At 74.6% G+C, this 18,191-nt stretch carries 17 protein-coding genes; 12 read left to right on the top strand and 5 right to left on the bottom strand.

Going from position 1 to position 18,191, the window contains the following annotated elements; all coding sequences use genetic code 11:
• Positions 1-28 precede the first annotated feature (28 nt).
• Both ACIQIB_RS15240 and ACIQIB_RS15235 read right to left on the bottom strand, forming a co-directional pair.
• The gene (locus ACIQIB_RS15240; protein ID WP_400758290.1) at positions 29-673 is read right to left on the bottom strand and encodes a response regulator; all 645 of its coding nucleotides are present in this window, start codon (positions 671-673) and stop codon (positions 29-31) included.
• Positions 661-1,890: a sensor histidine kinase gene (locus ACIQIB_RS15235; protein ID WP_400651618.1), complete on the bottom strand. Its 1,230-nt coding sequence runs from the start codon at positions 1,888-1,890 to the stop codon at positions 661-663. Before ACIQIB_RS15235 ends, ACIQIB_RS15240 begins: the two co-directional genes overlap by 13 nt.
• Positions 1,891-2,149: 259 nt before the next feature.
• On the opposite strand from ACIQIB_RS15235, the gene ACIQIB_RS15230 reads away from it, so the two are divergent.
• The 4 genes from ACIQIB_RS15230 to ACIQIB_RS15215 all read left to right on the top strand — a co-directional run bounded on the left by ACIQIB_RS15230 (position 2,150) and on the right by ACIQIB_RS15215 (position 7,381).
• Positions 2,150-2,959, top strand: coding sequence for an ABC transporter ATP-binding protein (locus ACIQIB_RS15230; RefSeq protein ID WP_400758288.1), 810 nt, complete (start codon positions 2,150-2,152; stop codon positions 2,957-2,959).
• 3 nt (positions 2,960-2,962) lie between these two features.
• Positions 2,963-5,530 (top strand): ABC transporter permease, encoded by a 2,568-nt coding sequence (locus tag ACIQIB_RS15225; RefSeq protein ID WP_400758286.1) that lies wholly within the window; start codon positions 2,963-2,965, stop codon positions 5,528-5,530.
• Positions 5,531-5,784: 254 nt separating this feature from the next.
• Positions 5,785-7,044: a serine hydrolase domain-containing protein gene (locus ACIQIB_RS15220; protein WP_400758285.1), complete on the top strand. Its 1,260-nt coding sequence runs from the start codon at positions 5,785-5,787 to the stop codon at positions 7,042-7,044.
• A gap of 82 nt (positions 7,045-7,126) precedes the next feature.
• A complete protein-coding gene (locus ACIQIB_RS15215) occupies positions 7,127-7,381 on the top strand; it encodes a hypothetical protein (protein WP_363606330.1) in 255 nt (84 codons plus the stop codon).
• A gap of 48 nt (positions 7,382-7,429) precedes the next feature.
• Here the strand turns inward: ACIQIB_RS15215 and ACIQIB_RS15210 are convergent, their stop codons facing one another.
• Positions 7,430-8,227, bottom strand: a complete 798-nt coding sequence (locus ACIQIB_RS15210; protein ID WP_400758282.1) for an alpha/beta hydrolase — start codon at positions 8,225-8,227, stop codon at positions 7,430-7,432.
• Between the two features lie 194 nt (positions 8,228-8,421).
• Here ACIQIB_RS15210 and ACIQIB_RS15205 point away from each other — a divergent pair, with 194 nt between their 5' ends.
• On the top strand, positions 8,422-9,231 hold the full coding sequence (locus ACIQIB_RS15205; protein ID WP_363606273.1) for a mechanosensitive ion channel family protein: 810 nt from the start codon (positions 8,422-8,424) through the stop codon (positions 9,229-9,231).
• A 21-nt stretch (positions 9,232-9,252) separates the two neighbouring features.
• Here ACIQIB_RS15205 and ACIQIB_RS15200 read toward each other — a convergent pair whose 3' ends face one another.
• Positions 9,253-9,606 carry a DUF6401 family natural product biosynthesis protein gene (locus ACIQIB_RS15200; RefSeq protein WP_363606272.1) on the bottom strand — a complete coding sequence of 118 codons (354 nt, stop codon included), beginning with the start codon at positions 9,604-9,606 and terminating at the stop codon, positions 9,253-9,255.
• 162 nt (positions 9,607-9,768) lie between these two features.
• On the opposite strand from ACIQIB_RS15200, the gene ACIQIB_RS15195 reads away from it, so the two are divergent.
• A complete protein-coding gene (locus ACIQIB_RS15195; protein WP_363606270.1) occupies positions 9,769-10,725 on the top strand; it encodes an LLM class F420-dependent oxidoreductase in 957 nt (318 codons plus the stop codon).
• Positions 10,726-10,807: 82 nt separating this feature from the next.
• On the opposite strand, the gene ACIQIB_RS15190 is transcribed toward ACIQIB_RS15195, so the two are convergent.
• On the bottom strand, positions 10,808-12,253 hold the full coding sequence (locus ACIQIB_RS15190; protein WP_363606268.1) for a N,N-dimethylformamidase beta subunit family domain-containing protein: 1,446 nt from the start codon (positions 12,251-12,253) through the stop codon (positions 10,808-10,810).
• A gap of 293 nt (positions 12,254-12,546) precedes the next feature.
• Here ACIQIB_RS15190 and ACIQIB_RS15185 point away from each other — a divergent pair, with 293 nt between their 5' ends.
• The 6 genes from ACIQIB_RS15185 to ACIQIB_RS15160 all read left to right on the top strand — a co-directional run bounded on the left by ACIQIB_RS15185 (position 12,547) and on the right by ACIQIB_RS15160 (position 18,082).
• Positions 12,547-12,702 carry a hypothetical protein gene (locus ACIQIB_RS15185; RefSeq protein ID WP_363606267.1) on the top strand — a complete coding sequence of 52 codons (156 nt, stop codon included), beginning with the start codon at positions 12,547-12,549 and terminating at the stop codon, positions 12,700-12,702.
• 118 nt (positions 12,703-12,820) lie between these two features.
• Complete coding sequence (locus tag ACIQIB_RS15180) at positions 12,821-13,891, top strand: aKG-HExxH-type peptide beta-hydroxylase (protein WP_363606265.1); 1,071 nt, start codon at positions 12,821-12,823, stop codon at positions 13,889-13,891.
• On the top strand, positions 13,888-15,084 hold the full coding sequence (locus ACIQIB_RS15175) for a YcaO-like family protein (RefSeq protein ID WP_400758280.1): 1,197 nt from the start codon (positions 13,888-13,890) through the stop codon (positions 15,082-15,084). Before ACIQIB_RS15180 ends, ACIQIB_RS15175 begins: the two co-directional genes overlap by 4 nt.
• A 61-nt stretch (positions 15,085-15,145) precedes the next feature.
• A complete protein-coding gene (locus ACIQIB_RS15170; protein WP_400758278.1) occupies positions 15,146-15,880 on the top strand; it encodes a class I SAM-dependent DNA methyltransferase in 735 nt (244 codons plus the stop codon).
• 114 nt (positions 15,881-15,994) lie between these two features.
• Positions 15,995-16,966 carry a phytanoyl-CoA dioxygenase family protein gene (locus ACIQIB_RS15165; RefSeq protein WP_363606260.1) on the top strand — a complete coding sequence of 324 codons (972 nt, stop codon included), beginning with the start codon at positions 15,995-15,997 and terminating at the stop codon, positions 16,964-16,966.
• Positions 16,967-16,972: 6 nt separating this feature from the next.
• Positions 16,973-18,082 (top strand): glycosyltransferase family 4 protein, encoded by a 1,110-nt coding sequence (locus ACIQIB_RS15160; RefSeq protein WP_400758276.1) that lies wholly within the window; start codon positions 16,973-16,975, stop codon positions 18,080-18,082.
• The last annotated feature ends 109 nt before the right edge of the window (positions 18,083-18,191 follow it).

Raw genomic sequence — 18,191 nt, 5'->3', positions numbered from 1 at the left:
CGGGCGGCGGCTGAGGCCCGGCGGCGGTTCAGGCCCGGAGGTAGGTCAGCACGGCGAGCACCCGGCGGTGGCCGCTCTCCGGCGTCGGCATGTTCAGCTTGGCGAAGATGTTCCCGATGTGCTTGTTCACCGAACTCTCCGTGATGAACAGCAGCTCCGCGATGGTGCCGTTGTTGCGGCCCTCCGCCATCAGGGCCAGGACCTCGCGCTCGCGTTGGGTCAGCGTGGACAGCGGATCGGCCCCGACCCGCCGGACCATCAGCTGCGAGATGACCTCGGGGTCCATCGCCGTGCCGCCGTCGGCGACCCGTTGCAGCGCCTGGAGGAACTCCTCGGCGCGCCCCACCCGGTCCTTCAGCAGGTAGCCGACGCCGGCGGCGTTCTGGGCGAGCAGCTCCGTCGCGTACGCCCGCTCGACGTACTGCGAGAGCACCAGGACAGGCAGCGTGGGCAGTTGCCGGCGGGCCTCGACCACGGCCCGCAGCCCCTCGTCCCGGAAGGTGGGCGGCAGCCGGACGTCCACCACGGCGACGTCCGGGCGGTGTTCGAGCAGCGCGGGCAGCAGGTCGTCACCGTTCTCGACGGTGGCGCACACCTCGTGTCCCTCGCTGCCCAGCAGCAGGACCAGCCCCTCGCGGAGCAGGGCGTTGTCTTCGGCGATCAGGATCCGCATGGAATTTCCACCTTCACTACGGTCGGGCCCCCGGGCGGGCTGAACAGCTCGGTGGTCCCGTCGAAGGCGGCGACCCGCCGCCTGAGTCCGGGAAGCCCGCTCCCCGCGCCCTCCGTGGCGCCGCCCCTGCCGTCGTCCTCCACCCTGATCGCGATCGCGTCGGCGGTGACCCGGAGCCGCACCAGCGCGCTCCGCGCGCCGCTGTGCTTGGCGACGTTGGTGAGCGCCTCGGAGATCACGAAGTAGGCGGCGGCCTCGGCGGCGGCCGGAGCGCGCGGCGGCGGGCCGGCCGTCTCGTCGATGTCGATCCTGGCGGGGACCGCGCAGTGGGCGGTGAGCGCCCGCACCGCGTCGTTCAGCCCGCGGTCGGCGAGTACGGGCGGATAGATCCCGCGGACCAGGTGGCGCAGGGACTCCAGGGCCTGCTCGGCGATCAGCTGGGTCGCGTCCACCATCTCCGGGACCTGCTCGGGGCGTTGGCCGAGCGCCCGCTTGATCATGCCCAGGCGCAGTGAGACGGCCACGATGGCGGCCTGGGCCCCGTCGTGCAGGTCCCGCTCGATCCGGCGCAGTTCGGCGTCGTGCGCGTCCAGCGCCTCCGTCCGGGTCACCGCCAGTTCGCGGACGCGCTGCGCGAGCGCGACCCGAGGGCGGGCGGTCAGCAGCCACCGGGACGCCCGGGCGTGCGCGCCGGCCAGCAGCCGCACCGCGGCCATCGCCACCACGGCGTAGCCGACGCCGACGAACGCCGCGGCGACGGCCTTCGGCCACGAGTCGACGTTCAGCAGGATGATCGCGTCGCGCTCGCTCGGCGCGAGCTTCCACCAGACCGGCGCGGTGAGCCAGTTGACCGCATGGCCGCACACGGTCAGGGCGACGGCGCACAGGGCCGTCCCGGCGACGCTGTGGGTGATCAGCCAGAGCAGGTCCTTGCGGACCGCCGGATCGCGCAGGGACGGCCTCCGGGGCGCGGCCGCACCGGGCTCCAGGTCGCGGTAGGGGGTGCGCACCCCGGCTCCCAGCAGACGCCCGACCCGGCCGCGGTGGAACTCCGCGAACCGGCGCACCACCCGCAGCGCTCCGGGCAGCAGCGGGAAGCCCGTCCCCACCAGGCAGAGTGCGAGGACCGCGACCATCAGATAGGCCACCGCCACCCCGGCCAGCCCGGTGCCGAGGCAGATCAGGAGATAGCCCGCGGTGGGCGGGAAACGGATCACCGTCCGGCGGATCCACTGCTCGGGCCGTAACCGTCGTAACGCGGCAACCCAGGGCGCTCGCACGGCTTTTCAGACCCTCCGAGTCGACATTTCGATCACCCTACCACCGTGCGTGGTCCAACCGCGGGTGGCAGTTTTCTGCACCATCGGGTCTCCAGTGCACGCCCTGGTCCCCGTTCCATCGTGAACCTACCGTCGTGAACGTCGGGTTGTGCGTACGAGCGATGGAGGGCCGGAAGTGGGCGGAAGGGAACGCGGAATGCGGACGGAGGGGCTCCCGGACGCGCCCGCACGGGAGGACGCGGCGCAGCCCCGGCCGGACGGCGGCGCCGCTCCGGACCCGCGCTGGGTGGTGCGCCTCGACGGGGTCCGCAAGACGTACGGCAGGGGCGCCGGGGCCGTGCACGCGCTGCGTGACCTGTCCCTCGCCTTCGCCCGGGGCTCGTTCACCGCGGTGATGGGCCCGTCCGGGTCGGGCAAGAGCACCTTCCTGCACTGTGCCGCCGGGCTGGACCGCCCGGACGCCGGCTCGGTGGTGCTGGGCGGAACCGACCTGTCGACCCTGGGCGAGGTGGAGCTGACCATGATGCGCCGGGAGCGGGTCGGTTTCGTCTTCCAGGCGTACAACCTGATGTCGGCGCTGACCGTGGCCGACAACATCACCCTGCCGCTGATGCTCGCCGGGCGCAGGCCGGACCACCAGTGGATGCACCAGCTGGTGACGCGGGTGGGGCTCGCGGACCGGATGAACCACCGGCCCGCCGAGCTCTCCGGCGGCCAGCAGCAGCGGGTGGCCATCGCCCGTGCGCTGGCGGCGCGGCCGGAGGTGGTGTTCGCGGACGAGCCGACCGGGGCGCTGGACACACGCACCGCGCAGCAGGTGCTGCGGCTCCTGCGCGAGGTCGTCGACGACCTCGGGCAGACGGTGGTCATGGTGACCCACGACCCGGTCGCCGCCTCCTACGCGCACCGGGTGGTGTTCCTCAGGGACGGGAGTCACGCGGAGGAGATGACGCGGCCCACTCCTGAGCGGGTCGCCGAGCGGATGACCGGACTGGGGGAGTGGTGAGGCGTGTTCAGACTCGTCGTACAGACCGTCAAGGAGCGTAGGGCCGGATTCGTCGGGGCCTTCGTCGCGCTGTTCGGCGCGTCGGTGCTCATCACGGCCTTCGGCGTCATTCTGCAGTCCGGCATCGGGTCGGGGGTGCCGGTCCAGCGGTACGCGGGCGCACCGGTCGTGGTCGGCGGTGAGAGGTCCTTCACGGTGCACGAGGGGAAGAAGAGCAAGACCAAGGCGCTCACCGACGCGGTGGGCGTCCCCGCCGACCTGGTCGGCACGGTGGCGCGCACCGAGGGCGTCGGCCGGGCCGTCGGCGTTCTCGACTTCCCCGCGCAACTCGTCGACGGGAAAGGGGAGCTGGTCAGAGGGGCCGGTGACCGGCGCTCGATCGGGACGAACTGGGGCGGGGTCGGGCTCGGCCCGTTCGAGCGCAGCGGTCAGGAGCCCCGGCGGGCCGGCGAGGTGGTGCTGGAGAAGTCCGTCGCCGACCGGGCGGGGGTGAAGGCGGGCGACAGCGTCCGGATCGCCTCCACCCGCGCCGCGAGCCCGTACAAGGTCGTCGGCATCGTGACCTACACGGGCGGTGGCGGGGCGCTGCGCATCCCGCCGGTCTTCTTCACCGACGACGAGGCCCGCCTGCTGTTCGGCCGCACCGACCAGGTCAGCGCGATCGGGGTGCTGGCGGCGAAGGGCACGGACACCGGCAGGCTCGCCGACCGGGTCGGGGCGGCGCTCAAGGGCACGCGGACCGACGTCCGCACCGGCGACGGGCGCAGCAGCGTGGAGAACCCGGACGTGGCCACGGCCCGGGGCAGTCTGAGGGAGCTGGCGGGCGCGCTCGGCGGCATCGTCATCCTCATCACCATGGTGGTGGTGGGCAGCACCCTGGCGCTGGGTGTCCACCAACGGCGGCGCGAGCTGGCGCTGTTGCGCGTGGTCGGCGCCACACCCAAGCAGATCCACAAGATGATCTCGGGCGAGACACTGGTCGTCTCACTGGTGGCGTCGGTGCTGGGCTGCATCCCCGGTGCGGCGGCCGCGGAGGTGCTGCGCGGCGCGCTCTCCGTCATCGGTGTGGTGCCCGAGGACTTCGAGTTCTCCTACGGCCCGCTGCCGATGGTCGCGGCGGTCGTCATCGGGGTGATCGCCGCGCAGGTGGCGGCGTTCGCGGTGGCCCGCCGGGTGGTGTCGGTCCGGCCGGTGGAGGCGTTGAGCGCGGCCCGGACCGAGCAGCCCGGCCTCGGCCGGGCCCGGGTCCTCTTCGGGGTGCTGCTGTTCGTCCTCGGCCTCGGTGCGGCGCTGCTGCCGCTGTTCTTCGGCAGTGTCTTCGCGGCGGCCGGCGCGGCCAGCGGCGGGCTGGTCATGGTGATCGCGATCCTCATGCTGGCCCCGCCGGTGGTCGCCCGGGCGACCCGGCTGCTGGCCGCGCCGTTCCAGTGGTGGTTCGGCCGGCTGGGGCGCCTGGCCGTCGCCAACACCCGGGCGAACGCCCGCCGGCTGGCCGCCGGCATCGGCCCGCTGATCCTGGCGATCGGCTTCGCCTCGGTGCAGCTGTTCATTCCCACCACCACGGCGGGCGCGGCCGAGGAGCAGGCCCGGGCGGGCGTGGTGGCCGACTACACCGTGACCAGCGAGGCCGACGGCCTGCCGGTGGACGCCCCGCGGTTCATCGAGGGCCTGGACGGAGTGGAGTCCGCCGCCGGCACCGTGCGGATCGACCTGTTCGCCTCCATCCGGATGCTCGACTCCCCGGAGATCTTCAAATACCAGGCCCAGGGGCTGAGCCCGGGCCGACTGGACCGGCTCGTCGACCTGGACGTGACCGAGGGCGGCCTGGACGGGCTGTCCGCGGACACGGTGGCGCTCAGCAGCGCGGCAGCCGGGACCCTCGGCGCGGGCGTCGGGGACACGGTGCGGCTCCACCTTCCCGACGGGCAGACGATGGAACCGCGGGTGGTCGCCGTCTACCGCCGTGGACTGGGCTTCGGCGACGTCACGCTGTCCTACCAGACCGTCCTGCAGCACAGTTCGCGCCGGATGTACGACTCCGTCCTGGTCCGGGCCGAGGCGGGCGCCGACCGGCAGCGGGTGATCGACGAGCTCACCGGGCTCAACGACCGCTACCCCGGTGTGCTGGTCCGGGGCAAGGGCGGCCTCTCCGCGGCCCAGCAGCGGACGGCCACGGTCGGCCTGGTCGGCAACGCCCTGCCGCTGGTGCTGGTCTTCGGCTACATCGCGGTGGCCGTCGCCAACACCCTGGTGATGACCACCCTGTCCAGGACACGGGAGTTCGCGCTGCTGCGCCTGGTGGGCGCGACCCCGGACCAGGTGATGCGGATGATGCGGACGGAGACTCTCATGGTGATCCTCATCGCGGTCGTGGTCGGCAGCGCGGTGCCGGTGCTGCCGCTGATGACGGTGAGCCTGGGCCTGACCGGCTCCCTGGTCCCGCACATCCCGCCGCTGCTCTATCTGGCGATCGTGGCGGCGACCGCGGCGCTGGCGGCGGCGGCCGTTCTGGTGCCGACCGGACTGGCCCTGCGCGCCCGCCCGGTGGAGGCCATCGGACTGCGCGAATAGCCGCGAACGGCTCCGCCCGTCACCCGGCGCCTCGCGGGGCCGGTCATCACCCGCACCTTCCGCACCCGTCCTCGGCGCCGCCGACACCGCACTGGCCCTACCGGCACCGGGGCGCCTGACAGCGCGCTGTGCGCGGGTTGTCAGTGGCGGGCCGGAGGCTGAGGTCGTCCAGTTCACCCGAAGCGCAGAGGAACGGATCAATGTCCCGCTATGTTTTTTCGTCGGATCGTGCGGTGTGGTCACGCCGTTCGCGCATGCTGTCCGCCGTGGTGACGGCGTCGGCCGTGGGGTTGGCGGTGTCCGCGATCGCGGTGCCCGCCTCGGCGGCACCGGCCACGCCGTCCGCGCCCGCGTCGGCCCGGGCCGACGCGCAGCGGGCCCACTTGAAGCAGCTGGCGCGGGAGTTGGTGGCCGCCGGGGCGCCGGGCGTGATCGTGCGGGTGGACGACGGCCGCGGCCGGCCCGTCGAGATCGTCGAGCAGGCTCCCTGGGCCGGGCGGGATCACCGGCTGGAGGTGGGGGACGAGTTCCGGATGGGGTCCAACACCAAGACCATGATGGCCACGCTCGTTCTGCAGCTGGTCGCCGAGGGCAAGGTCACCCTGGACGACCCGGTGGAGAAGTGGCTGCCGGGCAAGGTCCCGAACGGCGGGGCGATCACCTTGCGGATGCTGCTGAACCACACCAGCGGCCTGTTCGACTACACCGAGGACGGTGCCGTCCTGAACTCGATCCTCGGCAAGGACCCGCGGCGGTGGACCTCCCTGGACCTGCTCGCCGTGGGCGTGCGGCACGAGCCGCTGTTCGCCCCGGGCGCGAAGTGGTCGTACAGCAACACCAACTACGTCGCGGTCGGCGCGGTCCTGGAACAGGTCACCGGGGCGAGCCCGGCCGACCTGATCCGTGACCGGATCGCCCGGCCGCTGGGCCTGCGGCACACCTATCTCGCCACCGACTCCAGCTGGCACGGGCGGTACGTCCGTGGCTACGAACCGGACTCCGCCCACATGCCGCCGGATGTGCCCACCGAGTTCCGGGAGATCGCCGGGGTGCGCCACGACGGCCATGTGGACGTCTCCGGCAATGACCCGAGCTGGGGCGGGGCCGCCGGGGCGGTGGTGTCCACCGCGCGGGACTGGTCCCGGTTCTACACCGCGCTGATGTCCGGCAAGCTGCTGCCCGCCGCTCAGCTGGAACAGATGCGGACCACCGTCCCGACGGACCCGGAGAATCCGGTGAACGGGCCCGGCTCCGGGCTGGGCATCGGGACGGGTACCACCCCGTGCGGCACCATCTGGGCCCACGAAGGGGGAATAACCGGGTACTCCAGCACCAACTTCACCGACGGCACCGGCAGTCGCACCGCCACCGTTCTCGTCCCGACGGAGGTCCTGTTCGAGTTCGGGGCCGCCCCGAAGCTCGTCGAGGCCGACAAGGCGCTCAAGGACGCGGTGGTCTGCACCATGTTCGGCAAACCGGCTCCGACCGGCCCGGTCACGGCCCGGACGGGCTGATTCGCGCAGTCCGGGTGCGTCCCGAGCGCGTCCCGGGTGCGCCGCGGTCTACCTGGACGCGATCCTGGCACAGGGGGACAAGTTGTTCGACCGGGACTTCATGCAGGCCGCGTTCGACCGCTTCTGGGCGGGCGCGCGGCACGCCACCAGGTGGACCAACGCGATGCTCGCCCCGCCGCCGGCCCGCGTCCTCGATCTGCTCGGTGCCGCCGGTCGGATCCCGGCGGTGGCCCACCGCTTCGCCAACGGCTTCGACGACCCCGCCGACCTCGACCAGTGGTTCTACGACCCGGACCGGGCCGCGGCCCACCTCGGGACGGTCACGCCACGGGGCTGACCGCCGGGTCGCACCGCCGGGTCAGGCCGCCGGGGAACGGCCACGGCCTCAGGCGCCGGTCGGGAGGGCGGTGCGCGGATAGGAGGGGAGGGGGACACCGAGGGCGTCGGTGGTGCCCGGGGGCAGGGTGAACGCGGCGGTGGCGGCGGCGGGGAGGTCGTGTACGCCGAGGAGGCCGGCCGCCAGCCGGGCGGTGGCGCGGTGCCAGTCGCCGAGCCGCTGGAGCAGGGCGTGGCCACTGCCGACCACGGTGTAGCCGCAGACCCGGGCGCCGGCCGTCCGGCCGCGGGCCGCGAACCGGCGGGTGTCGGCCGGGGAGGTCACCTTGTCGCGGTCGCCGTGCAGCATCAGGACGTCCCGGCCGGCCAGTTGCTCGCACGGGTCCTCGGCCGGGCACCACGGTGCCAGCGCGACCACCCCGGTGACGTTCGGGTGGCCCGCCGCGCGCAGCGCCGCGCGGCCGCCCATCGAGTGGCCGACCAGCACCGTGGGCACCGGGCCCAGCTGCCCGGCGAGGTCGTCGAGCGCGGCCAGGGTGTCCCGGGCGGCGTCGGCGCGCTCGCCGTTCCACCCCCGGTGGCGGTAGCGGACCGTACCGATCGCCACGCCCGCCCCGGCGGTCTCCCGGCGCACCGCCCGGACGAAGCCGTGCATCCGCAGACCGGGCAGGTTGAGCGGGCCGGGCCTGGCCAGGCTGTGCTCCTCGCCGCCGTGCAGCACCAGCACCGCCGCCGCCGCCGGCCGCTCCGGCCGCACCCGCCAGACCAGCGCCCGGTGTCCGGCCGCGCCGGCCGCACCACCTGCGCCGTCCGCGCCGCCCGTACGTTCCACCGCGTGCCCGCTCACCGTGTACCGTCCCGCCCCGCCGTCCGTCCCGTGGACCGCCACTGTACGCGCCGCCTGCCGGATGACGGGTTCACCCGGGGGGATCAGTGCCGGCCGCCGCCGCGCGCGGTGGTCCGGGCACCCTGCTATCCACGAAGGGTGGGGGGTGTACCCCGCGCCGTTCCGGGCGTCGGGTCGCCTAGTGGAGGACTCCCGTGGCTCAGCAGCTCGCACTCTCCGTCGACTTCGGGTCCGGCTTCACCGAAGCCTGGTCCAAGGTCGCCAAGTTCATTCCGCAGTTCCTCGCGTTCCTGGCGATCCTGGTCATCGGCTGGTTCGTCGCCAAGGTGATCGCCAAGGTCCTCGACCGGGTGCTGCGCCGGGTCGGTTCCGAGAGGGTGGCCGCGCGGGCCGGGATGACCCGGTACCTGAGCGGATCCAAGTACGACATGACCGGCATCATCTGCAAGATCGTCTACTACGCGATCCTGCTGATGGCCCTGCAACTGGCCTTCGGCGTCTTCGGCCCCAACCCGATCAGCGTGATGATCCACGGCATTGTCTCCTGGCTGCCCAGGGGCATCGTCGCCGTGGTGATCGTGGTGATCGCGATGGCCATCGCCAACGCCGTCCGCGACATCGTCGGCAACGCGCTCGCCGGCGCCTCGTACGGGCGCACGGTGGCCACCATCGCCTGGGCGTTCATCGTGGTGCTCGGCGTGATCGCCGCGCTGGGCCAGGCCGGCATCGCCACCGCCATCACCGGCCCGGTGCTGATCGCGGTGCTCGCCTCGATCGCCGGGATCCTGGTGGTCGGCGTCGGCGGCGGTCTGATCATCCCGATGCGCCAGCGCTGGGAGCGCTGGCTGGACCACGCCGAGCGGGAGAGCGCCAACCTGCGCGGCAGCGCCTACCAGGCCGGCCGTTCGGACGCGCTGACCAACCAGCCGGTCCGCCCGACCACCCCGACCACCCCGCCGGCCCCGGGCATCGACCCCGGCCGGCCGGGTGGGCAGCCGCGGTAGGACACCCGGCGGCTCCCGGAGTCAGGGCGTGAGCAGCCCCTGTTCGCGGACCAGCCAGCAGATCGCCGTCAGCCGGTGCACCGCGTAGTCGTACCCCACCGGCTCGCGCCAGCCGATCTCGGCGAGCGCGTCCAGGAAGCCCAGCGCGTAGTCCGACAGTTCCTCACGGTCCAGGGGCCGGGGCAGCAGCTCCGGCCCCTGCGCGTACAGCAGTTCGCGCAGCTCGGCGGCGTGCTGGTCGACCACGGCGACGAAGCCGGGCTCGAACGCGAACTCGGCCAGCCGCGGTGTGAAGGCGGCGACGATCCCGGGCAGCGGACAGCCGGCCGGCTGGTCGGGGGAGCCCCTGCGGGACTCGTCGGGAGTGGCGAACATCCGTCCACCGTAGGCGAGCCCCGGCGTGGAAAAGGCGGCCGGGGGCGCTTCCGGGCTGAGACCTTGGCCACCCTCAGGACGCCCGCCGTTCGCCCGGCCGACGTCCGGGACGATTGGCGAATCGCCGGGGATCATGGGGCGGTCTATACCAGAATGGGCCGCATGGATCTTCGAATCTTCACCGAACCCCAGCAGGGCGCCGACTACGGCACCCTCCTGCGGGTGGCGCGGACCGCCGAGGAACTCGGGGCCTTCAGCGCCTTCTTCCGCTCCGACCACTACCTGCGGATGGGCTCCGCCCCGGAGGGCGACCCGGCCGCCGCCATCCGGGCCGGCCTGCCCGGGCCGACCGACGCCTGGATCACCCTGGCCGGCCTCGCCCGGGAGACCAGCACCATCCGCCTCGGCACCCTGATGACCGCCGCCACCTTCCGGCTGCCCGGTGTGCTCGCCATCCAGGTCGCCCAGGTCGACGCCATGAGCGGCGGCCGGGTCGAGTTCGGCCTCGGCGCCGGGTGGTTCGCCGAGGAGCACGCCGCCTACGGCATCCCGTTCCCGAAGGAGAGGTTCGGGCGGCTGGACGAGCAGCTGGCCATCATCACCGGGCTGTGGAACACCAAGGTCGGGGACACCTTCGACTTCGCCGGCCAGTACTACACGCTGACCGACTCGCCCGCGCTGCCCAAGCCCGCCCAGGAGAAGATCCCGGTCCTGATCGGCGGCACGGGCCCGACCCGCACCCCGGCGCTGGCCGCCCGCTACGCCGACGAGTTCAACATGCCGTTCGTCTCGCCGGAGGCCAGCGCGGCCCAGTTCGGCCGGGTGCGGGCCGCCGTCGAGGCGGCCGGGCGCGAGGCCGACGACCTGGTGTACTCCAGCGCCCTGGTGGCCTGCGTCGGCCGCGACGACGCCGAGGTCGCCCGCCGCGCCGACGCGATCGGCCGGAACGTGGCCGAGCTGAAGGCCAACGGTCTGGCCGGCACCCCCGACGAGGTGGCGGAGACCATCGGCCGCTACGCCGCCCACGGCACCCAGCGCATCTACCTGCAGATCCTCGACCTGGACGACCTCGACCACCTGGAGCTGATCGCCTCGCGGGTCGCCCCGCAGCTGGGCTGACCGCCCGGCCGGTGCCGCCGACGCCCGTTCCCGGGGTGCCGGCGGCACCGGCACGTGCGGGGATGCGCGGGGGCGGCAGGGCTCAGGACAGCGCGGTGACCACGTTGTGGGTGATGGTGCGCACCCGGGGGTCGAGGGCGAGCAGCCGCGGCCAGTCGACGGTGGCGGCGGTGAAGACCGTACCGCCGCTGGTGTACAGGCCGAAGGTCGCGGCCCGGCCGGGGCCGTCGTCCTCCCGGACGGCGGTGTGCCAGCCGGCGGCCGGATCGGCCGGGAGGTCGGCCACCCCCAGGATGGTGAAGCCGGGCGGCGTACCGTCCGCGCCGGTCGCCACCGCCCGCCCGGCGCCGTCGCGGCGGTGGGCGGCGCCGTCGCACTCGTACCCCACGAGGGCGTGTTCGGCGCCGAGGACGTCGCCGTCGCGCAGTCCGGTGCCCGCGAAGAGCTCGTGGCCGGTGTGCTGGACGGTGAAGCCCAGCGGGGCCCGGGGGCCCTCCCAGTGACCGCCGCCGTTGCGGTAGCTGACGCCCGTCAGGGTGTTCTCGGGTTCGGACTCCCACCAGTGGCCGGGGGCACCGCGCAGCCGGTCGACGTCGACGCCCGGGGCCGCGCCGGGCGGGTGCTTCGCGCAGCGCACGGTCGTGCCGTCGGCCGAGACCGTGACGCGCCACCAGCAGGTGTTCGCGCCGAAGACGGCGAGGTTGCCGCCGCGGTCGCGGAAGGCGGTGACGTGGCGGCGGGCGGGTGCGCTCCAGTACTCGTCGTGTCCCGCCGAGAGCAGCAGGCGGTATCCGTCGGCGCGGTGCGGGTCCTGGTGGAGGTCGAGGTCCGTGCAGTAGTCGGCGGTGAAACCGCCGCGCTCCAGCCAGGCGACGAACGGGGCGTCCCAGTGGGCGAAGGTCTGCCGGGGGGTGCGCGGGTCGTGGGCGTCGGGGTAGCCCTTGACCGGGCCGCCGATGCCGCCGCCGGGGCGGCGCAGGGTGACGGCCTGGGTGACCGGGGTGTCCGCGCCGGGCGGCGGATCGTCGGTGCGCAGCGATCCGTAGAGGCTTCCGCCGCCGCTCTGGTTGTACGCGTGGTAGGTGAGGACCGGCACCTTGTACAGCACCCGCGCCTTCGTGGGCCCGGCCGGTGTCACCACGAACAGCAGGCGCGAGTGCCGGGCGTCCAGGTGCTCCGCGCCGGCGCCGGGCTCCGGGAGGTCCGGCGGGCCGGACGCGTGGGGCCGCAGGACGGCGATGTACACGCCCGAGGGCCAGTGCGCGGGGACGGTGAAGTCATGGCCGGGCCAGTGCCAGTCCTGGTCGTAGCGGCCGGCGGGCGCGTACCGGCCGGGCCCGCCGGTGCCGCCCATGTGGCGGACCTCGGCGCCGCAGCGGAAGAAGTCGGCGCGGAAGCGGTCCGCCCGGGTCGAGAGGTGCAGCCGCAGGACGCCTCCGGCCCGCACGCTGGGGCTCGCGGGGTAGCCGTCGACGAGGGGGTGGGCGTCGTCGGTGGGGTGGGCGCCGTCGCTCCGCGCATCGGGCAAGGGGCTCTCCAGACGGCCGGGTTGTGGCCGCTCCGGCGTCGGTGGGGCGGGGCGCGTGGTCGTCACGGATCAGATTCTGGACGGTCCCGGTGTGCGGAGGCACGCGCGGATTCGGACGTTGTCCGGCTCTCCCGGGGTGGAAGCGCCGCCACCGGACGCCGTCGTTCCGGTCCGTGCGGTGCCCTACCGGCCAGCCCGTGCGCGTGGTTCCACCGGCACCGGCCCGGTTCAAACCCGTTGCCCACGGGTCGGCCGGTTCCCACCGGAAGCGGATCGTCACTCTTGGAAGCCGCATGATCACTGAGGATGATGAATGCGCGCCGAGGGCCCGTCATCCGGGCGGGATCCGGTGGTTCGAAGGGAGTCGGATCATGTACGAGGACATCGAGCCCGTCACGTCGGAGGAACTGCCGGAGCTTCCGCTGCTGATCGACCTTCCGGGCGAGTGACCACCCGCGCGTGACGCACGCGGCGGCCATTCGGTCCGCCGCGTGCCACTTCTGATCCATCGTTGACCGGCCTCGCCCGGCGGATCGCCCACCGGCGGCGGCACAGAGGAGCGCGCACGTGGACATCGAACCGAACGCGGCGGAGGCGGCGCGCGACCAGCGGGGAGTCTGCCGGCTGACGCTCGGCGCGCTGCGCCGGGCCACACTGGCCGCCCCCGCCCCCGCCCCCGTTCCCGGAGCGGACGGTCCGGCGGCGCCGCCGCACCATCCGCCCGCGCTCGCCGCGCGCCACCCCGGCCTGACGGCCGACGACCTCGGCCACCCGGCCGTGATCGAGCTCGCCCACACCGCGCAGCGCGCGCTGCGCTCCGGTCCGCTCACCCCGGAGCGCCACGACGAACTCGCCGCCCGGCTCGACACGGCCCTGGCCCTCGCCCGCGCGGTGCCCGGCCGGGACTGCGGCGGCCGCCCGTGGCGGCTCGAACTCGCCGGGCCCCAGCCGCACCTGAGCCGCTCGGTCGCCCGCGCGCTCGCCGACACCCCGCCCGCCCCGGCCGCCGGAGCGCGCAACGGAGCAGCACCGGCGACGAGCGAGGTCCGCGCGTGGACGGACACCGAACGCGCGACCGCCGACGAGGCGATCCGGCTCCTGGCCGCCGTCTGGCCGGCCATGCTCGACGAACTGACGTACACCGTGCGCCAGATCGCCCTGCTGTCCGGCGAAGCCATCGAAGGGTTCACCGACTTCACCGTGCACGGCGCGGTGTTCCTCGGCCGGGAGCGCCTGACGGACGAACCCGACGGCCTGCCCGCCCCGCTGCGCCTGGCGGAGGCCCTGCTGCACGAGGGTACCCATCAGCGCTGCAACGCGGCGCTGATCTCGACACCGCTCTGGCACCGCACGGCCGAACAGGGCGCCCTGGTGGCGACACCGCTGCGCGCCGACCGGCGCCCCCTCGGCGGGCTGTTCCACCAGATGGTGGTCCTGTCCCGCAGCGCGTCGTTCTACCGCAGGCTCCTCACCGGACGCTCAGGACCGGCCCTCGACCAGGAGTTGCTGCGCACCAGGTACGCGCGGCACCGCGAGGACGTCGGACAGGCCGCCACGACGCTGGAGGCGCACCGGGCCGCGCTCACCGACGCGGGCCGCCGGGTGCTGGCCCGGGCCGGCGCGGAGGCGTCGGCGTGAGCGGCTCCGCAGGGGCGCCGGCCCGGCCGTGGGAGGCCCAGGCGTTCCGGCCGTTCGCCGGTGCGCCGGCCGTCGTGTTCGCCCGCGCGGCGGCCCGGTCGGCGCTGTTCACCGGCGTCCGTGCGGGCGGTGACGAGGTCGTCGTCGGCAGTGCGGCCGGGCAGGACGCGCAGGACACCGCCGTCCGGGCCAGGGGCGAACTGATCGAGCGGATGGGCAACATCGTGGCCGGGCGGGAGGCGGAGGCCGGGCCCGGGGTGCGGGCCACGTACCGGCGGCTGCACCGCGCCGGCCGGCCGGCCGTCGATCCCGCGCTGCTGGTCCACGGCGCCCGGGGAGCCGACGGCGACGTGCGGGACGCGGCCCTGCTCTGGGCGGTCGGCCGGTCGCTGACGGACGGGGGAGACGTCCTGGTGCCCGCCGGAGCGGTGTACCTGCGCCACCGGCCCCCGCCCGGCTGCCGGGCGGGGATCAGCGCCGGATCCACCGGGGTGGCGGCGCACCCGGACGAGGCGACGGCCCGTGACCACGCCCTCTGGGAGATCCTGGAACGCGACCTGATCCGGCGCAGCTGGTACGGCGACGACACCGAACCCCCCGTCGTGGTGCCCTGGCGGGCCGACCCCGGGCTGTGCGAGTCGCTCGGCCTCCTCGGTCTGGAGGCGACGGCCTTCCTCCTGCCCGCTCCGGCCGGGGCCGTCTGCGTGGTGGTCTGCGTCCACGCCCCGGACGGCACCGGCCAGGCGTTCGGGGCGCGTTGCGGCCCGGCAGGTCGGTATCCGGCCCTGGCCGGGAAGGCGGCCTACGAGGCCCTGATGGTCCGCTGGAGCATGGACACCCCGGTCGCGCGGGAGACCTGGGCCCGGTGGGCCGGTGCCACGGAGCCGGCCACCGCGCTGGAACACGCGCTCTGGGCCTACCACCGGCAGGACAGCCTGGCCCTCTGGCTCGCCGAAGCCCGCCACGACCACGCCGGTCCGCAGGCCCCGGTGGGGTACCACGCCGGTCCGGGCCCACTGCTGGCCGCGCACACCGGCGCGGACGTGATCGCCGTACCGACCCCGTCGCCGCAGGGCACCGAGGCCGGGCTGCGGGTGGTGCGGGCCGTGGCCCCGGGCGCCCTCCCGCTGCCGGGCGGCCCGACCGGAGCCGCCGGACCGGGACGGCCCGGCCGGCCGCATCCCTTCGGCTGACGGGCCCGCCGCCCGCACCCCGCCCGCACCGTGCCCGCCGCCACGAAAAGGACCGTCCGCCATGGCCGACCAGGACCCGTACTACGCCACCGCGTTCGCCGCCCGCTACGACGACTGGTTCCCCTCGTACGTCACCGACAGCACCGTCGACCTGCTCGCCGGTCTCGCCGGGGCCGCCGGCGGCGGGCCGCTCCTCGAACTGGGCTCCGGCACCGGCCGGATCGCCCTGCCACTGGCCGCGCGGGGCCTGGAGGTCCACGGCATCGAGGGCGCACCCGAGATGACCGACCGGCTCCGCGCCAAACCGGGTGGCCGGTCCGTCCCCGTCACCGCCGGGGACTTCAGCCACGTCCCGGTCGACGGCACCTTCGCCCTCGTGTACGTGGTCAACGGGACGTTCTTCGAACTGCCCACCCAGCACGCCCAGGTCCGCTGCTTCGCCAACGCCGCCGACCGGCTGCGTCCCGGCGGGCTGTTCGTCCTCGACGCCCACGTCCCCGAGGCGCTCGCCGACCCGGGCGCCGCGGTGGCCACCCTCCCGATCCCGGGTGGGGTGACGGTCCGCACCCGCCGCGTCAACCGCGCCGCGCAGCAGTACACCTCGGACTACCTGATCGTCGACGGCGACGGCGTGCACCACGTCCCGGTCTCCTTCCGCTACGCCCATGCCGGCGAACTCGACCTGATGGCCGGGATGGCGGGGCTGCGCCTGCGGGACCGCTTCGGCGACTGGAAGGGCGGCGCCTACACCTCCGCCAGCTCCTACCACGTGTCCGTCTACGAACGGACCGCCTGACCCGCGGTCCGCCCCCGGCAGGAGAGCACCGAAGCACCCGCGGGAGACCACCGGCAGCGGAGACGCCCGGGGCGGCCCCCGCGACCAACCGCCGTCGACGAACGGGAGGTTCCCATGTCCGCACCCGCCCGAGAACCCGGTGCCGCGGCCACCGGCCGGCACGAGATCCTGGAGCCGCGCCCCGGCCCGGGCGGCCTCGGCGTACCGCTGCGCCAGGTGGTCGACGACGGCCGGCTCGTGGTGGTCAGGCGCGGCCTGCACCACCTGGACGCGCTGGAACCGCTGCTCCGCGCCACCGGTCACGCCGCCGCCGGGACCCTTCCGCCCGACGCCGCCGCCACCGTCGGGCGCCTCGGTGTCGAAGCGCTGCACACCGCCGCGACCGTCGAGCAGGCGACCGCCTTCCGTACCCGGCTGGAGACGCTGCTGCGGCCCGTCGCGGCCGAGGCGGTGCGCTCCTTCGCCGAGCGGGCGGCCCCGGGCGGCCCCCGGGTCTACCTGAGCCACCACCTCGGCGTCCGGATCATGCTGCCGCACGCCGCCGTGGCCGGCCGCGCCGAACTCGACCCGCTCGCGGGCTTCATGGTGCCGCACTCCCCGCACATCGACTCGTGGTTCAACACGCCCGTCAACTCCGTCAACCTGTGGATCGCGCTGGGCCGGGTCCGCCCCGGCAACGGTCTGCTCATCTACCCGCACCTCTACCGGGAACCGGTCCGCCGGGAGGGCTTCCGCGTCGCCCCCGGCCAGGACCTCGGCACCCCCGTGCGGGTCACCCTCGATCCCGGCGACATCCTGGTGTTCGCCGGCGACCACGTCCACAGCTCCGAGACCAACACCACCGACGAGACCCGGTACGTGCTCACCAAGCGGATCAGCGTCGGCGCCCCGCGCTTCAGCCGGCAGGGCGGCGGCTGGATCCCGTACCACGACCCGCGGCTGCTCGACGGGCCGCTGCCGGCGCTCGCCTCCCTGCGCTCGCGGGCCACCGCCGCCTACGGCCGGCACCTCCTGCGGGCGGCCCTGCGGAGACCACCCGCCTACGAGAACACGCGGACGCCGCCCCCGTCCCCGGCCCAGGCGTAGGCCGGCATGCGCATCGCCTACCTGCACAGCGGCAGCATCCCCTCCGTCTACGCCAACGGCATCCACGTCATGCGGATGTGCGACGCGTTCACCGAGGCCGGACACGACGTCACCCTGTACGCGCTGCCCGGCTCGTACCCGGCCGACGACCCGCACGCCTACTACGGGACCAGGCACCGCTTCCCCGTCCGCTCCGTGCCCGCCCCCGACACCGGCGCCGCCGGTTACCGGGAACGCGCCGCGCGGGTGAGCGAGTTGCTGATCGACGGCGCCGCCCCCGACCTGATCTACGGCCGCGACGCCTACAGCCTCGCCCTCGCGCCGGACCTCGCGCCGCTCGTGTACGAGACGCACCTGCTCTGGGACGACCCCGACATCCGCCGGGCGGAGCGCGAACTGCTCGCCCGGCCCTCCCTCGCGCGGGTCGTGGTGATCACCCACGCCCTCGCCCGCGACTTCCGGCAGGCCCACGGCGGCCCGGGAACCCCTCCGGTCCTCGTCGCCCCCGACTGCGCCGACCCGCCCGGCTCGTACCCGGCACCGCCGCGGCTGCCCGGGCGCCCGGGTGTGCCCAGGATCGGCTACGTCGGGCACCTCTACGCCGGGCGCGGCATCGACCTGATCCTCGATCTCGCCGGACGGCTCCCCGGGCTCGACTTCCACCTGGTCGGCGGCACCCCCGAGGACCGGGCCCGCTGGGAGGAGCCCGGCCGGCTCCCCAACGTGTACTTCCACGGCCACCGCCCGCCCGGTGCGGTCCGCGCCTACGTCCCGCTCTTCGACGTCGTCCTGGCGCCGTACCAGAAGAAGGTCTACGCCGCCGGAGGGCTCGGGGAGACCAGCCGGTGGGCCTCCCCGCTGAAGCTGTTCGAGTACCTGGCCCACGGCCGCGCCATCGTCGCCTCCGACCTCCCCGTCCTGCACGAGGTTCTCCAGGACCGGGTCAACTGCCTGCTCCGCCCGCCCGGCGACCCGGCCGCCTGGGTGGCCGCGATCACCGAGCTCCTCGCCGACCCGGCGCTGCGCCGGGCCCTCGGGGACGAGGGCCGCCGGCAGGTCCTCGACCGGTACACCTGGCGCCACCGCGCCGACGACGTCCTCGCCGGTCTGCACTGACCCGTCCGCTCCGCGCCCCGGCCCGGACGGGCGGGTGAAACGGTGTCACGCCGCTCGACGGCGCCCCCGTCGCCATGGCCTAGTCTTTACTCTCTCTTGGGAAGGGAAG

The organism is Kitasatospora sp. NPDC092286 (assembly GCF_044755565.1).
Lineage (GTDB): Bacteria > Actinomycetota > Actinomycetes > Streptomycetales > Streptomycetaceae > Kitasatospora.
Note: the sequence above shows the minus strand (reverse complement) of the source record. Positions and strands in the feature narration are given on the sequence as shown.

Coding starts and splice junctions, on each gene's coding strand:
- ACIQIB_RS15240 (WP_400758290.1), bottom strand. CDS start 673: ATGCGGATCCTGATCGCCGAAGACAACGCCCTGCTCCGCGAGGGGCTG.
- ACIQIB_RS15230 (WP_400758288.1), top strand. CDS start 2,150: ATGCGGACGGAGGGGCTCCCGGACGCGCCCGCACGGGAGGACGCGGCG.
- ACIQIB_RS15220 (WP_400758285.1), top strand. CDS start 5,785: ATGCTGTCCGCCGTGGTGACGGCGTCGGCCGTGGGGTTGGCGGTGTCC.
- ACIQIB_RS15200 (WP_363606272.1), bottom strand. CDS start 9,606: ATGTTCGCCACTCCCGACGAGTCCCGCAGGGGCTCCCCCGACCAGCCG.
- ACIQIB_RS15195 (WP_363606270.1), top strand. CDS start 9,769: ATGGATCTTCGAATCTTCACCGAACCCCAGCAGGGCGCCGACTACGGC.
- ACIQIB_RS15185 (WP_363606267.1), top strand. CDS start 12,547: ATGATCACTGAGGATGATGAATGCGCGCCGAGGGCCCGTCATCCGGGC.
- ACIQIB_RS15170 (WP_400758278.1), top strand. CDS start 15,146: ATGGCCGACCAGGACCCGTACTACGCCACCGCGTTCGCCGCCCGCTAC.
- ACIQIB_RS15165 (WP_363606260.1), top strand. CDS start 15,995: ATGTCCGCACCCGCCCGAGAACCCGGTGCCGCGGCCACCGGCCGGCAC.
- ACIQIB_RS15160 (WP_400758276.1), top strand. CDS start 16,973: ATGCGCATCGCCTACCTGCACAGCGGCAGCATCCCCTCCGTCTACGCC.